Below are 14,991 nucleotides of genomic sequence, written 5' to 3'. Positions count from 1 at the left end.
TGTATGTCAGGATTTTCCTTGGGACGACATATTGTTGGGCGTCCATGGCTTGTCTCCCTTACTCTAGTTATTATTCTCGCTGTTTGGCTCGCAATGGGTCAGCTAAATGCGCAAGATGATCCGCCTCCATCTTCGTCAACACCATCCTCCCAATCTGACGAAACTCCCGTCGCTAAAGTGATGTTTGATACTTTTGTCGCTCAGTCCACCAGTAAAACCATAGAGCTCTATGGTCGCACTGCCCCGAATCGTCAAGCGCGTTTAGGAGCGGAAGTGGCAGGAAAAATTATTCGGTTGAATGTCAAGAAAGGCCAAACAGTAAAGCAAGGGCAAGTTATTGCCAATATTGATGAGCGTGATCTGGATATTCAACTCAAGCGTGCTAAAGCCATGCTGAGCGTAAAAGAAAAAGAGTTCAAAGCCGCACAATCTCTTAAAAACCGAGGCTTACAGGGCGAAGTTGCATTTGCGACAGCTCAAGCGGCATTGGTGGATGCAAGAGCTAACTTGAGTAATGTTGAGACTGCGCTCAAAAATACGAAAGTAAGAGCGCCATTTAACGGCATTCTCGACCACAAGTTTATTGAGGTAGGAGACTTTGTTGGTGTCGGTGACCCTATCGCAACAGTGATTGATTTAGAAAAGTTGATCATTGAGGCCGACGTCAGTGAGCGTCACATTCAGTATCTTAAAGAGGGGCAAAAGGCCGATATTCGCACCATTGATAAAGTTCATCATGAGGGGAATATTCGTTACATCGGTCGAGTTTCCTCTTCTTCTACCAATACATTCCCGATTGAAATCGAAATCGATAACAGTCAACACGATATGTCAGCAGGCATCAGTGCCGAAGTTACCCTTGCGCTAAGTGAGGTCTCTGCAATTAAAGTGACCGCAGCAATGTTGGCATTGGATGAGGAGGGGAACCTAGGCATCAAAACCTTGCGTGACCAACGTGTTCACTTTATCCCGATTCAACTCGTCAAAGCAGAAAATGATGGGGTTTGGTTGTCTGGATTGGGCCAGCAAGTGGATATTATCGTATTGGGGCAAGGCTTTGCTCGAGATGGCGATCTTGTCATGGCGACCAAGGTGAGTGACATCACTGACGCTGCCAATCAACAATAAGGAGAGCATATGTTTGCGTTGATTGATGCGGCGTTGTCGCGTGCACGTACCATGCTAACGTTGTTGGTGATGATTTTGATCGCTGGTGTTGTCACTTATATCACGATCCCCAAAGAATCGAGCCCTGATATTACGATCCCTATTATTTACGTGTCGGTTGGGCACCAAGGGATCTCACCGACAGATGCTGAGCGATTACTCGTTAGGCCGATTGAGCAAGAGTTACGCTCAATCGAGGGGGTTAAGGAAATGACGTCAATTGCTTCTGAAGGGCACGCGTCTGTGACCTTAGAGTTCAGTGTTGGCGTGGACTTAGCGGAGGCAATGGCTGATGTGCGAGATGCGGTGGATCTTGCGAAGCCAAAGCTACCTGCAGATAGTGATGAGCCCACCGTCAATGAAGTCACTTTTGCCTCGGAAGAACCGGTTCTTACGGTTGTGCTTTATGGTACCGTTCCTGAACGCACGTCGGTACAGATCGCGCGAGCATTACGAGATAAGCTAGAGAGTTTTCGTCAAGTTTTAGAAGTGGATATCGCGGGTGATCGAGAAGACATTGTTGAAATCGTCGTCGATCCTCTGCTGATGGAGAGTTATGGTTTAGATCAGGCAGATATCTATAATTTAATTGCCTTAAACAACCGAGTCGTCGCCGCGGGGTTTGTGGATACCGGTTATGGGCGTTTCTCCGTAAAAGTTCCCTCGGTGTTTGATTCATTAAAAGACGTGCTCGAATTACCGATCAAAGTCAGTGGGAAAGAGGTCATTACGTTTGGTGATGTCGCGACGGTACGCCGTGCATTTCGCGATCCTGAAAGTTTTGCTCGTTTAGACGGTGAGCCTGCGATTGTTTTGGATGTAAAAAAACGAGCGGGAGAAAACATCATTGATACGGTTGATCTTGTTAAGCGAGTCATCGCCGAGGGGCAAAAACGACCGGATTGGCCGAACAACTTGCAAGTTAAATACACTTGGGATCAGTCCGATGATGTGAAACTGATGCTGAGCGATCTGCAAAATAACATCCTTTCGGCCATCATTTTGGTGGTCATTGTCATCATCGCCATATTGGGCGTTCGAACGGCATTATTAGTTGGTATCTCGATTCCGGGCTCATTCTTAACGGGTTTGTTTGTTCTTTCCGTGTTTGGACTCACCATTAACATAGTGGTGCTGTTTGCATTGATTATGGCGGTGGGGATGCTGGTGGATGGTGCCATAGTTGTCACTGAGTTTGCTGACCGGCGAATGCAAGAGGGCGTACAAAGAAAACAAGCATACCGAGACGCGGCAAAACGAATGGCTTGGCCGATCACGGCTTCAACCGCGACAACGTTGGCGGCGTTTGCACCATTGCTATTTTGGCCCGATATTACGGGAGAGTTCATGAAATACTTACCGTTGACGTTGATCGCAACCTTAAGTGCTTCATTGATGATGGCGCTTCTTTTTGTACCGGTCATTGGCGGGATCATTGGCAAACCACAAGTGGTGAGTGCGCAACGCAAACAGCAGATGGTGGATTTACACAATGGTGAATTTCACAAAGCTACAGGAATCACCAAACTTTATTATTTGACGCTCTCTATCGCTTTGAAGCATCCACTTAAAGTGTTACTCAGCGCAATATTACTTGCTTCAGGGGTGGGTTACACCTACAGCAAAGCTGGACTTGGGGTGGAGTTTTTCCCTGAAGTTGATCCTGCATTCTTTACCGTAAAAGTGCGTTCTTATGGCGATCTTTCTATTAAAGAAAAAGACACCGTGATGCGTGAAATTGAGCAAGTGATGCTCGGACATGACGAATTTGAAAGTGTTTATACGCGCACGGGTTCAGAATCAAACAGTGGTGATGAAATCGGCCAAATTCAGATTACGCCCGTTGATTGGCAGTATCGTCGCCAGGTTAAAGTCATTATCGAGGATTTAAAACAGGTAACTAACCGTTTCTCTGGAGTGGAGTTAGAGTATAAATTTCCAGATGCCGGCCCACCTGTTGAGCACGATCTTGTCATCGAAATGTCGGCGCAAAATGCCAGTATTGGAATGCTGGATGGTGCTGCCAAGTTAGTGCGTTATTGGGCTGATAAAAACCCAGCACTAACCAATTTAAGTGATACAACGAATAAAGAGGGTATTGATTGGCAAATCGATATCCGCCGAGATGATGCCTCTCGTTTTGGTGCTGATGCAACACTGGTCGGTAACACAGTGCAGTTTGTGACAAATGGGCTAAAAATCGGTGATTATTTGCCAGATGATGCGGATGAAGAGGTCGATATATTGGTGCGCTATCCTCAAGACAAGCGCGATATTGGCCGCTTTGATCAGTTACGAGTCAAAACGGCGGCAGGTCTTGTGCCGATCACCAACTTTGCCCAGATTCTGCCGGATCATAAGCAAGACTCAATCCGACGTGTAGATGGGCAACGGGTTATCAATATCAAAGCCGATATGGTCGAGGGTTATAACCTAGCCTTAGAGTTACCTAAGATAAGTGCAGAGATTCAAAAACTTGATCTGCCTGCTGGCATTGAGTTTAAGATTCGTGGTCAAAATGAAGAACAGGAAAACTCATCTGCGTTTTTACAAACGGCGTTCTTGATTGCATTAGGGGTCATGGCACTCATATTGATTACGCAATTTAACAGCTATTACCAAGCCTTTTTGATTCTGAGTGCGGTGCTGTTTTCGACAGTTGGTGTCTTTGCTGGATTACTCATTTTGCAAAAACCTTTTGGTATCATCATGTCAGGAATTGGGGTGATAGCATTGGCTGGCATTGTGGTAAACAACAACATTGTGTTGATTGATACTTACAATCAAATGCGCAGACGTGGTCTAGAGAAGAAAGACGCTATTTTGCGTACTGGGGTACAGCGTTTACGTCCTGTACTACTGACCACAGTAACCACAATTTTGGGATTGTTACCGATGGTGCTAGAAATGAACATCGACTTAATCAATCAAAAAGTTGAGTTTGGCGCGCCGAGTACGCAATGGTGGTCTCAATTAGCGAGTGCTGTTGCTGGTGGATTGGCGTTTGCCACGGTGCTCACGTTGGTATTAACACCTTGTTTACTGATGTTAGGTCGTGAGCACAACATTGATGATCCTGAAATAGAAACAAAAGAGGCAGCTTAGGCTGCCTCTTGGTTTTGAATTTGTGGGACGGTTATTTCATTGCGAGCAATTTGCTGTAACGGTCCAGTTTTGCCATGCTGATTTTAGCGTTTGCCATGAACGTTTGTTTCGCTTTACCTGTCAGAGATTTTGACTGCGGTAACTTAACCGTTCTGGCATTTTTATGTACGCCATTGACCAGGAATTCGTAGTGTAAATGCGGTCCTGTTACGCGACCTGTGCCGCCCAATGTACCGATGGTTTGGCCTTGCTTTACGCGTTGGCCTGTTTTTACGAGTCGCTTAGTCAAGTGCAAGTACTTGGTAATATAGGTATTGCTATGTTTGATAAAGACATAGTTACCGTTGAACTTGTTGTACGCTGACTTTTGTACGATACCGTCACCAGCTGCCCAGATCGGTGTGCCAACGGGAGCGGCATAATCAGTGCCTCGGTGAGGGCGAACTTTTCCTGTAACAGGATGGAGGCGACGAGGGTTGAAGTTTGACGTGACTCGGCGGAAATCCAGTGGTGCCCGCAAGAATGCTTTCTTCATTGCTCGACCATTTTCATCGTAGTACTTGCCGCTTTTCTCATCTAAAATGGCTGTGAACGTGTCACCTTGGTTTTTAAATACCGCCGCAATAATTTTACCACGGCCAATCACTTCACCCTCAACCACTTCTTCTTGGTAAAGCACTCGGAAAGAGTCGTTTTTACGAATGTCTAATGCAAAATCGATGTCCCAACCAAAGATACCTGCTAGTTCCATGATTTGATTTGCGTTTAATCCCGAAGCGATCCCCGCGTTCCAGAAATTGGATGTAATGGTTGCTTCCGCATAGTTATATTGGTGATCCACCTCTTTCTTATCCACTTCAGAGATGTATTTATCACCTTGTAGCTTGATGCGGAATGTCTCAAAAGCATTCAATGTACGTTTTAGCTGAATAAAGTCGTTGTTCTCATCAAACCCGAACTGCAGTTGGTCTCCTGGGCGTAGACGAGTGAGTTGGTCTTTAATTTCTTTGTCAGAAGTAATCAAGTCATGCAAGAGGCGCGGAGACAAACCGACGCGATTGAATAAGACCGCTGCACTCTCACCATTTTTGATTTTGTAAGTCTCCCAACGTAAAACGGATGGAAGACTGGAGGACTCACTTCTTACAGGGGATTCGATAGAAATCGGTACCGAGTAATGCTGACCGACTTGAAGGCGGCTTTGCTGCGGGTCGAGGTCTTGCGGATCAGGCAAAAAGAATAGTGCAAAGATGATGAGGGCACTAAACAAGCCGATCAATACTTTATGCAAGAGTGGAAGTCTGACAAAAATTGAATGCATGGGTACTTGATTGCTAAATTAAACGTAAAAATTGACAACTACCTAGTCTAACGTGTTTCAAAATGCATCGCTATTCAAGTAAGATGTTCAGCTATTATATTTTTGCCAAATCTGTGGGAGTGAACAAGAATGGCGAGCATTGAAGCTGCATTAGCCGAGATTAAGCGCGGTGTTGAAGAGCTGATTCCAGAAGAAGAGCTGATCGCAAAACTAAAAGAAGGCCGTCCTCTACGTATTAAGTTAGGTGCCGATCCAACAGCACCTGATATCCACTTAGGCCATACGGTTATTTTCAATAAGCTTCGCTTGTTCCAAGAACTAGGCCATGAAGTGACGTTCCTAATCGGTGACTTCACTGCAATGGTAGGTGATCCAACAGGCAAAAACACGACGCGTCCACCACTAAGTCGTGAAGATGTTCTACGCAACGCAGAAACGTACAAAGAGCAAGTATTTAAGATTCTTGATCCAGCTAAGACTAAAATTCAGTTCAACTCTGAATGGCTATCTGAGCTTGGTGCAGAGGGTATGATTCGTCTTGCTGCTAACCAAACCGTTGCTCGTATGCTTGAACGTGATGACTTTAAAAAGCGTTACGCTGGTGGTCAACCAATCGCAATTCACGAATTCATGTACCCGCTATTGCAAGGTTGGGATTCTGTTGCGATGGAAACGGACGTAGAGCTTGGTGGTACAGACCAGAAGTTCAACCTACTAATGGGTCGTGAACTGCAAAAATCTCACGGTCAAAAACCTCAAGTTGTTCTAATGATGCCACTTCTAGTTGGTCTAGATGGCGAGAAGAAGATGTCTAAATCTTCAGGTAACTACATCGGTATCAGCGAAGCACCAAGCGAAATGTTTGGTAAGATCATGTCTATTTCTGACGATCTAATGTGGAGCTACTACGAGCTACTGTCTTTCCGTCCTCTGGAAGAGATTGCACAGTTCAAAGCCGACGTGGAAGCAGGTAAGAACCCTCGCGATGTTAAAGTGCTGCTAGCAAAAGAAATCATTGCTCGTTTCCATAGTGAAGCAGATGCTGATGCGGCTGAACAAGAATTCGTGAACCGTTTTGCTAAGAATCAAATTCCTGATGAAATGCCAGAGTTTGATTTCGATGCGGGCACACCAGTAGCAAACCTACTGAAAGAAGCGGGCCTATGTGCTTCTACTTCTGAAGCAATGCGCATGGTTAAGCAAGGCGCAGCGAAGATGGAAGGCGAAAAAGTTGCAGATGCCAAGTTTGCTCCTGAAGCAGGCACTTACGTATTCCAAGTGGGTAAACGTAAATTCGCTCGTATTACTATTAAGTAATTAACACGTATTACTATCAAGTAATTAATAAGTGTTCCAAATGAAAGCGCCCAATGGGCGCTTTTTTTGTATAAAAATTTGGTTAAACCGTAACGGATTGACTGCAAAAATTGATTAACTTTGCTACTATACGCGCGTTGCCAGATGGGCAACATTATTGGAGATTTACATGAATAATACCGACCATCCTCCCAGTTGTTGGGTGAGTAAGATAAAGGGAGTGAAATAACCCTCTTCGGTATTGGCGATCTCCGTCTTACCCAAGTGGTGAGGCATCTTTTCACATTTTCTTCTCGTTATTTCCTCCTTACATTCTGAATAGACAGTGCTTTTGCATTGATGATTTCATTCGCCTTGAATTTCTTAATCATTGAAAACTGACGCGAATGATGCGTTGCGTGCGTTGTCGATGGTCGTTACCAATGCCAATCGGGAGATTCGCCATGACGGTAATGAACAACACTTTTATTGAAACAACACCAAACTTTTCAGAAGTCGAAATTGGTGCAGCTCGTAATGCGTTTTTGCAATATGAGCAAGAGCAGCAGCTACATTTACTGACCATCATGCCGATTGATGAGGCGGTCGGCATTTTGAAGCACTGCTCAGTTGGTTATGTAAACAGTCTTATTGCTCAACTTGAGCAAGCAGGATTTGATAAGCGAGCTCGGCACTATGCACATCAACTAGGTTTGCATATTTCTGAAGTTGATACGCCAGACGGTTATCTTTCTACCAGTGTGTTAGGGCATGTTAAGCAGCGTATTGGCTGGATTATCGCACTTGCATTGTTAGGGATCGTTTCAGGCCTTATTATCGCTCAGTATGAAGATACGCTAAGCCAGTTAGTTTTGTTGGCGGTTTACATGCCGGTGATCGCAGCCGCGGGTGGTAATACAGGGACACAAGCGGCAACGTTGGTGATTCGTGCTCTTGCAACGGGAGAGTTAAAGAAACGCCAATGGCTAGAAGTGCTTTGGAAAGAAAGCCGCGTTGCACTTTTCATTGCATTAGCGATCAGCATTGTGATGGTAGGGCGTATTATGCTGTTTAGCGGCAGTCAGTCTACAGGTGGCTTTGCACTTGAAGATATTGCCCTTGCTATTGCCGTTGCGCTGTTTATACAAGTGACGATATCCACAACACTTGGTGGTTTATTACCTATTGTGGCAAGAGCTTGTAAACTGGACCCAGCCGTATTAGTGAGTCCAGTATTGGCATCCATTGTGGATATATCTGGGATGTGGATTTACTTTACAGTGGTGAACTACTTCTTAGGTATTGCCTGACTAAAACTCACAATATCTTGATAGAACAGTTTCTCAAAACGCGTGATAGGGGCGATAGCAGGTTTGTTGTCGTCCCTTTTTTCTGGGAAATAGTCCGATACAAACTGGACAAACAATGTATTTGGCTGCCCATTTTTGTCTAGTCCGTATCCCGCCATATTGTATGTGCCATATAACGATCCACTTTTTGCTATGAGTTGGCCTTTGATTGGGGCTTTACGCATGCTCTGGCGGTACTGAAGTGTGCCTGACTCGCCTGATTTTGGCATGATGGCGATCAGATTCAATTCTTTTTCATGTTGCCAAATGTACCGTAGGATCTGAGCCATAGAAGTAGCAGAAATACGGTTGTTTCGTGACAAACCGGAGCCGTCCTCTAAGCGGGCATTATGAATGTCGACACCTGTATTGGCAAAAATGATCTGCTTAATGGCTTCTGTGCCATTGGTAAAGCTCCCGGGTTGAAGAAAGAACTTAGCACCAAGCGTTTTCGTGAGAGTGTCAGCAATCAAGTTGTCAGATCGTTTTAACATTTCATCGAGCAGTTGTGGTAGCGGTTTAGACTTGTGCATTGCTAGCAGTTTTCGTTCTTTGCTCGGCGCTTTGCCTATCCGAATATCACCACTAAGTTTGATTCCAACTTGTTTTAATAATTTTTCCAACTTTTGACTGGTATAGTTTTCTGGATCTTGAACCGCAAATTTGAGGGGAAGTGGTTTATCTCCACGGTCAACTAAACAGCCAGTCAGTTCATATTGGTTGTTTGGGTTGGCGATTAGGTCTAAATCACAATGACGGCTTTTTTGAACACTTCTAGAAACGGTTTGCACACGAGTGGTGACATTTATAGGTTGATGTTCAGGAACATAGACACGCGTAGTGCCATTCTTATTGGTATAAATAGAGGCTTGAACGCAATTATCGTTTAATGTGATGGCAGAGGCTGGTGCACTGTAGCATACGCCTAAAATGTCCCAAGGCCAGCCGACAGCACGGTGGTATCCCGTAAACGCGCTGTTATCGAGCCACAAATCGCCTTTGATATGCTTTAAGCCATTTTTCTTTGCGCGAGTGAGGAGATTTTTTAAATCTTGTGTCTGAAGGGTTGGATCGCCAGAAAAGGTGATGACAGCATCTGTACTGGAGCTTTCTATAGCAGTTCGAAATGCGAATGTGTTGCCAAGCTCAAGTTTTGCAGCCAGTGCCGTGACGATTTTTAACGTGCTTGCTGGTGGGAAGTATTGGCTTGTTGGTTGTATTCCGGTTAGCTCGCTTTGGTCGTTAAGTTTTTCGGCAATAAGGCTAACACGCACCCCCTCAGGCAATACTTCCTGATGAGGGTAAGCGGAAATAGATGCAGAAAAGAGACTAAAAAGCAGTACAGCGGGCCAACGTAGATGCATAGTAATTTTTGATAGTATGGGTTATGTAATTGAGTATATACCGAAAATTCACAGAATTCTGGATATAAAAAATGCCCGCAAGATGCGAGCATTTTATCTTTAATTCATGAGACTGAATTAGAAGTCGTAACGTAGACCTAGAGCTAGCTCGTCTTCTGCGTCAACTTTAGATGCTTTAGTGTTACCACCAACTTTACCTAGAGTATCGCCAGAGTCGATTAGGTTGAAGTTGTACGATACGTAGCCGCGGAAGTTAGGCTGGAAGTAGTAAGATGCATCAACAGCGAAGTTGTTTGCAGACGTTTCGTTGTTCGTTTCTGCATTGTTGTACGTTGTTGTGAATACAGTTTGACCTAGAGTGTAAGCACCGGCTAGTTCGTAACCTGTGTAATCGCCATCTTTTTTCGCTTTTTCGCCGTCAGTAAATACACCTGCGAAGTATAGATCGCTGATAGTGTAAGATGCAGCTAGCATGTACTCATTTGCATCGCCTTGGTCTGCGTAACCAGCACCTAGGTTAATACCAGTGTCAGCTAACGCATAAATAGCAGATAGTGAGTAGCCATCTTCACCGTTGTCAGTGTATTTAGCTTCAGGAGTGTTTGGATCAACGATCTCACGGTCAGCAAAACGGTAGCTTGCTTTAACCGCTAGGTTTTCGAATTGGCCTTTGTATGCAAGCATGTTGTCTGCACGGTCAGCGACTGCAAGTTTGTCTGCTGCAGTGTTACCTGCGTAAGCCATGATATCTGTGAAGTCTGTGATAACACCTAGTGCGCCATCGTTTTTACCGTAAGTTACTTCACCGAATGCGCCACCAAGACCAGCGTATGCGTAACGAGTGTCTAGATTGTTGCTGCCGCTATCTACTACACCTTTATCAGCTGTAGTGAACTCACCTTCCCAGAAACCAACACCGTATAGGTTGTCGTTGATTGCTTGAGTACCAAGGAAGTTTAGACGGATACGAGATTTGTCTGCTGCATCGCCATCTTTCATAGATAGACGAGCTTCAGCACGACCACCCATCTCTAGAGAAGTGCCATCTTGGTTGTAAAGTTCCGCTGCGTTAACACCTGTTGCAATAGCTGCTGCAGATACAGAAAGAGCAATTAGAGTCTTTTTCATCTTATTAGTCCTAGTTCGCTGTCCATAATCATTGTTTTATGGGGAGAGTTGTTCTCTCTCAAGTTTTCGCTATGTGCATAGTTTTATTCGGTAAAAATTATCCGTAACAGTTAAAGCTACGCCACAGCAACTTGCCGGACATGTTTTACTGCTAAAGTTTCATGATGAGTTAGTAAAATGATATAAATCCAAATAATGAACACTGTTCGATTTTTATTGTAGGGTGTTTAAGTTGTTGTATTTAAATGGTTATTGTCGTCGTGAGATTGCTCTGACATTGATTACTTTTTACCTTTATTTATGTTTTCGATGTAATGAACACTGTTTGTTTTCAATAAAATGAGACAATGATTAATGTGGATATTGATTCATTTGGTGGTTTAATTTCACCTTAACCGCAGCAGATTCGAATTAAGGTGATTTCACTGAGGAGTTTGTTTAAACTAAGTGAAACAACTCCTTGAACGTACTACCCAGCTTCGATAGCCGGGTGGGCTTTTTTTGTCCAAAGACACCTTTGGCCTTGAGGTTATATAATGGAAAAAGTTCCTATGACACTGCGTGGCGAGCAGCTGCTACGTGTAGAACTAGAACGTCTACTAAAGCTTCGTCCGCAAATTTCAGAAGCAATTGCAGAAGCGCGTGAGCTTGGTGATTTGAAAGAAAACGCGGAATACCACGCTGCACGCGAAGAGCAGGGGATTTGTGAAGCACAAATCCGTGATATTGAATACAAGCTATCTGTTGCTCAAGTTATCGACGTAACTAAAATGGATAACACTGGCAAGGTAATTTTTGGTTCAACAGTGACACTGATTGATTGTGATACTGATGAAGAAAAAACTTACCAAATCGTTGGTGATGATGAAGCAGACATCAAAGCAGGTCGAATTTCAGTAAGCTCACCTATCGCTCGTGGCCTTATTGGCAAAATGGAAGGTGACGAAGTTGCTATCCAAACACCTGGTGGTGCAAAAGATTTCGAAATCGACAGCGTTGAATACATCTAATTGGTATTCGATAGATGCAAAAAAGGTCGCCAATGGCGACCTTTTCTTATTCCAAATAGTAAGTAGGAATTACTTACGAGGAATTTCGATTTTACGCTCTTCAGACTGACGGAATAGTACAAGTACTTTACCAATAGTCTGAACTTTTTCAGCGCCCGTCTCACGTACGATAGCGTCGATGATTAGCTGTTTTGTCTCACGATCTTCTGATGCAACTTTAATTTTGATCAGTTCGTGATGGTTTAGAGCGATTTCAATTTCTGCTAGCACGGCTTCTGTAAGTCCATTTGCGCCCATTAGCACAACAGGTTTTAAACTGTGAGCCAGGCCTTTAAGGTGCTGCTTTTGTTTGGTGCTTAGGTTCATTACGCGGCCAATTTTCTTTAATATAAGGGTTGAAAAAAGCTATTTTAACGCCATCTATTGCTGAAGACTATAATTTATTGAGTAATAGGTTGGACCTATTAAAACAATAGCTCCTATTTGTGCCTTGTTGGGATTAAAATGAGTAAACAAAAACATTCAGCGAGTTCTGGTCGTTGGTTGAAAGAACACTTTGATGATAAATACGCAAATGAAGCTCGTAAAAAAGGTTACCGTTCGCGTGCTTACTTCAAAATTGATGAAATCCAAACGAAAGATAAACTGTTGAAACCAGGAATGACCGTGGTCGATCTAGGTGCAGCACCAGGAGGATGGTCTCAATATGCTGCTAAGATTGTAGGTGACAATGGTCAAATCATTGCATGTGACTTGTTGCCAATGGATCCCATTGCTGGTGTAAGTTTCTTGCAGGGTGACTTTCGTGACGATGCGGTTCTAGAGGCATTGTTAGACAGAATTCAACCATCTATGGTTGATGTCGTGATGTCTGATATGGCACCTAATATTGCGGGTAACAACTCAGTTGATCAGCCACGCGCTATGTATTTAGTTGAATTAGCTTTAGATATGTGTCGACAAGTTCTAGCACCTAATGGTAGCTTTGTGGTAAAGGTTTTCCAGGGTGAAGGCTTCGACGAGTACGTTAAAGAAGTCCGAAACATGTTTAAAGCCGTAAAAATCAGAAAACCAGACTCATCGCGAGCTCGCTCACGAGAAGTCTTTGTTGTAGCCACTGGTTACAAAGGTTAACTATTTCGCTCGTTTAGAGCATGGTTAACACTATAGCTACAGCTTATAAACTGTAGTACCCTACCTTTAATTACAATTAGTTATCGAGAGGCTGACACCTTGAGTGACATGGCAAAAAATTTAATTCTGTGGCTTGTTATCGCTGTCGTGTTGATGTCGGTATTCCAGAGCTTTGGCCCTGGAGAGAGCAATGGCAGAACCGTGGATTACACCACGTTTGTACAGGAAGTTGGCCAAGGCCAGATTCAAGAAGCAACTTTTAAAGACGGTGAAATTAGTTTCGTTCGTCGTGGCGGTGGTGCCAAAATGGTCACCTACATGCCGGTGTACGATCAGAAGCTTCTAGATGATCTAATTAACCAAAATGTAAAAGTACAAGGTACGCCTCCTGAAGAGCAGAGCTTACTCGGTACTATCTTCATCTCTTGGTTCCCTATGATCTTACTGATTGGTGTGTGGATTTTCTTCATGCGTCAAATGCAAGGCGGTGGCGGTAAAGGCGCTATGTCCTTCGGTAAGAGTAAAGCTCGTATGATGAGCGAAGAGCAAATCAAGACAACTTTTGCTGACGTTGCAGGCTGTGATGAAGCAAAAGAAGATGTCAAAGAACTGGTTGATTACCTACGCGATCCAAGCCGCTTCCAAAAGCTGGGTGGTAAGATCCCGACAGGTGTTCTAATGGTCGGTCCTCCAGGTACTGGTAAAACGCTTTTAGCGAAAGCCATTGCTGGTGAGGCAAAAGTACCGTTCTTTACTATCTCTGGTTCTGACTTCGTAGAAATGTTCGTGGGTGTTGGTGCATCTCGTGTGCGTGACATGTTCGAACAAGCAAAGAAAGCGGCACCTTGTATTATCTTTATCGATGAAATTGATGCGGTAGGTCGCCAACGTGGCGCAGGTGTTGGTGGTGGTCACGATGAACGTGAACAAACCCTAAACCAAATGCTGGTTGAGATGGATGGTTTCGAAGGTAACGAAGGTATCATCGTTATCGCGGCAACTAACCGTCCTGACGTATTGGACCCTGCGCTATTGCGTCCTGGCCGTTTTGACCGTCAAGTGGTTGTTGGTCTTCCAGACGTACGTGGTCGTGAGCAGATCCTTAAAGTACACATGCGTAAAGTGCCTCTAGCGGGTGATGTAGAACCATCACTAATTGCTCGTGGTACACCGGGTTTCTCTGGTGCTGACCTTGCTAACCTAGTTAACGAAGCCGCACTGTTTGCTGCTCGTGGTAACAAACGCAACGTATCAATGGTTGAGTTTGAATTAGCGAAAGACAAAATCATGATGGGTGCAGAGCGCCGCTCAATGGTGATGTCGGAAGACGTAAAAGAGTCAACGGCTTACCATGAAGCAGGTCACGCGGTTGTTGGTCGTCTAGTGCCTGAGCATGATCCAGTGTACAAAGTGTCGATCATTCCACGTGGTCGTGCGCTAGGTGTCACTATGTACTTGCCAGAACAAGATCGTGTAAGTATGTCGCGTCAACACCTAGAGTCTATGATTTCTAGCTTGTACGGCGGCCGCTTAGCTGAAGAACTGATCTACGGTGCTGATAAAGTTTCAACAGGTGCTTCTAACGATATTGAGCGTGCGACTGAAATCGCGCGTAAGATGGTAACGCAATGGGGCTTCTCAGAAAAACTTGGTCCTCTTCTTTACGCAGAAGACGAAGGTGAGGTGTTCTTAGGTCGTAGCGTGACTCAGACGAAACATATGTCTGATGACACAGCGAAGCTTATTGATGATGAAGTTCGTAATATCATCGATCGCAACTATGACCGTGCGAAGAAAATCTTGGAAGATAACATGGATATCATGCATGCGATGAAAGATGCGCTAATGAAGTATGAAACCATTGATGCTGGCCAGATTGATGACCTGATGGAACGCAAAACTGAGATTCGCGAGCCAGCTGGCTGGGGGGATAACCCAAGCAATAAGTCTGATCGCGATGATACGCCAAAAGCGCAACCTGAAGTAAAAGCTGAAGAGACAAAGGCTGAAGCAGAAAAACCTGCTGAACAAACAGCTTCTCAAGAAGCAACTTCTAGCGACGTTCCAGAAAAGAAAGATTCAGAATAACGCTAACAGATAGTAATAAACCCCGAGTT

The 14,991-nt window shown here is 44.4% G+C and carries 11 protein-coding genes; 7 read left to right on the top strand and 4 right to left on the bottom strand.

The window, feature by feature from the left end; genetic code table 11:
* The first annotated feature begins 3 nt into the window (after positions 1–3).
* Both VA249_RS11420 and VA249_RS11415 read left to right on the top strand, forming a co-directional pair.
* Positions 4–1,128 carry an efflux RND transporter periplasmic adaptor subunit gene (locus VA249_RS11420; protein ID WP_221068056.1) on the top strand — a complete coding sequence of 375 codons (1,125 nt, stop codon included), beginning with the start codon at positions 4–6 and terminating at the stop codon, positions 1,126–1,128.
* Between the two features lie 9 nt (positions 1,129–1,137).
* Positions 1,138–4,272, top strand: a complete 3,135-nt coding sequence (locus tag VA249_RS11415) for an efflux RND transporter permease subunit (RefSeq protein WP_221068055.1) — start codon at positions 1,138–1,140, stop codon at positions 4,270–4,272.
* A gap of 31 nt (positions 4,273–4,303) precedes the next feature.
* On the opposite strand, the gene VA249_RS11410 is transcribed toward VA249_RS11415, so the two are convergent.
* Entirely contained in the window at positions 4,304–5,593 is a 1,290-nt protein-coding gene (locus tag VA249_RS11410) for a peptidoglycan DD-metalloendopeptidase family protein (protein ID WP_221068054.1), read from the bottom strand.
* Positions 5,594–5,722: 129 nt separating this feature from the next.
* On the opposite strand from VA249_RS11410, the gene tyrS reads away from it, so the two are divergent.
* Both tyrS and VA249_RS11400 read left to right on the top strand, forming a co-directional pair.
* On the top strand, positions 5,723–6,910 hold the full coding sequence (gene tyrS / locus VA249_RS11405) for a tyrosine--tRNA ligase (protein ID WP_128810262.1): 1,188 nt from the start codon (positions 5,723–5,725) through the stop codon (positions 6,908–6,910).
* A 443-nt stretch (positions 6,911–7,353) separates the two neighbouring features.
* Positions 7,354–8,199, top strand: a complete 846-nt coding sequence (locus VA249_RS11400; protein ID WP_211916038.1) for a magnesium transporter — start codon at positions 7,354–7,356, stop codon at positions 8,197–8,199.
* On the opposite strand, the gene dacB is transcribed toward VA249_RS11400, so the two are convergent.
* Both dacB and VA249_RS11390 read right to left on the bottom strand, forming a co-directional pair.
* Complete coding sequence (gene dacB / locus VA249_RS11395; protein WP_221068053.1) at positions 8,178–9,602, bottom strand: serine-type D-Ala-D-Ala carboxypeptidase; 1,425 nt, start codon at positions 9,600–9,602, stop codon at positions 8,178–8,180. The two genes, VA249_RS11400 and dacB, sit on opposite strands and share 22 nt — an antisense overlap.
* A 117-nt stretch (positions 9,603–9,719) precedes the next feature.
* Complete coding sequence (locus VA249_RS11390) at positions 9,720–10,730, bottom strand: porin (protein WP_128810264.1); 1,011 nt, start codon at positions 10,728–10,730, stop codon at positions 9,720–9,722.
* Between the two features lie 536 nt (positions 10,731–11,266).
* Between VA249_RS11390 and greA the strand changes: the two genes are divergently transcribed.
* Positions 11,267–11,740 (top strand): transcription elongation factor GreA, encoded by a 474-nt coding sequence (gene greA, locus VA249_RS11385; protein WP_128810265.1) that lies wholly within the window; start codon positions 11,267–11,269, stop codon positions 11,738–11,740.
* Positions 11,741–11,809: 69 nt separating this feature from the next.
* Here the strand turns inward: greA and yhbY are convergent, their stop codons facing one another.
* Positions 11,810–12,106, bottom strand: coding sequence for a ribosome assembly RNA-binding protein YhbY (gene yhbY / locus VA249_RS11380; RefSeq protein WP_009842966.1), 297 nt, complete (start codon positions 12,104–12,106; stop codon positions 11,810–11,812).
* A 138-nt stretch (positions 12,107–12,244) separates the two neighbouring features.
* On the opposite strand from yhbY, the gene rlmE reads away from it, so the two are divergent.
* The gene (gene rlmE, locus VA249_RS11375; RefSeq protein ID WP_128810266.1) at positions 12,245–12,874 is read left to right on the top strand and encodes a 23S rRNA (uridine(2552)-2'-O)-methyltransferase RlmE; all 630 of its coding nucleotides are present in this window, start codon (positions 12,245–12,247) and stop codon (positions 12,872–12,874) included.
* Between the two features lie 108 nt (positions 12,875–12,982).
* Positions 12,983–14,962, top strand: coding sequence for an ATP-dependent zinc metalloprotease FtsH (ftsH, locus tag VA249_RS11370; RefSeq protein ID WP_221068052.1), 1,980 nt, complete (start codon positions 12,983–12,985; stop codon positions 14,960–14,962).
* Positions 14,963–14,991 lie beyond the last annotated feature (29 nt).

It is taken from the genome of Vibrio alfacsensis (genome assembly GCF_019670485.1).
GTDB lineage: Bacteria > Pseudomonadota > Gammaproteobacteria > Enterobacterales > Vibrionaceae > Vibrio > Vibrio alfacsensis.
Note: the sequence above shows the minus strand (reverse complement) of the source record. Positions and strands in the feature narration are given on the sequence as shown.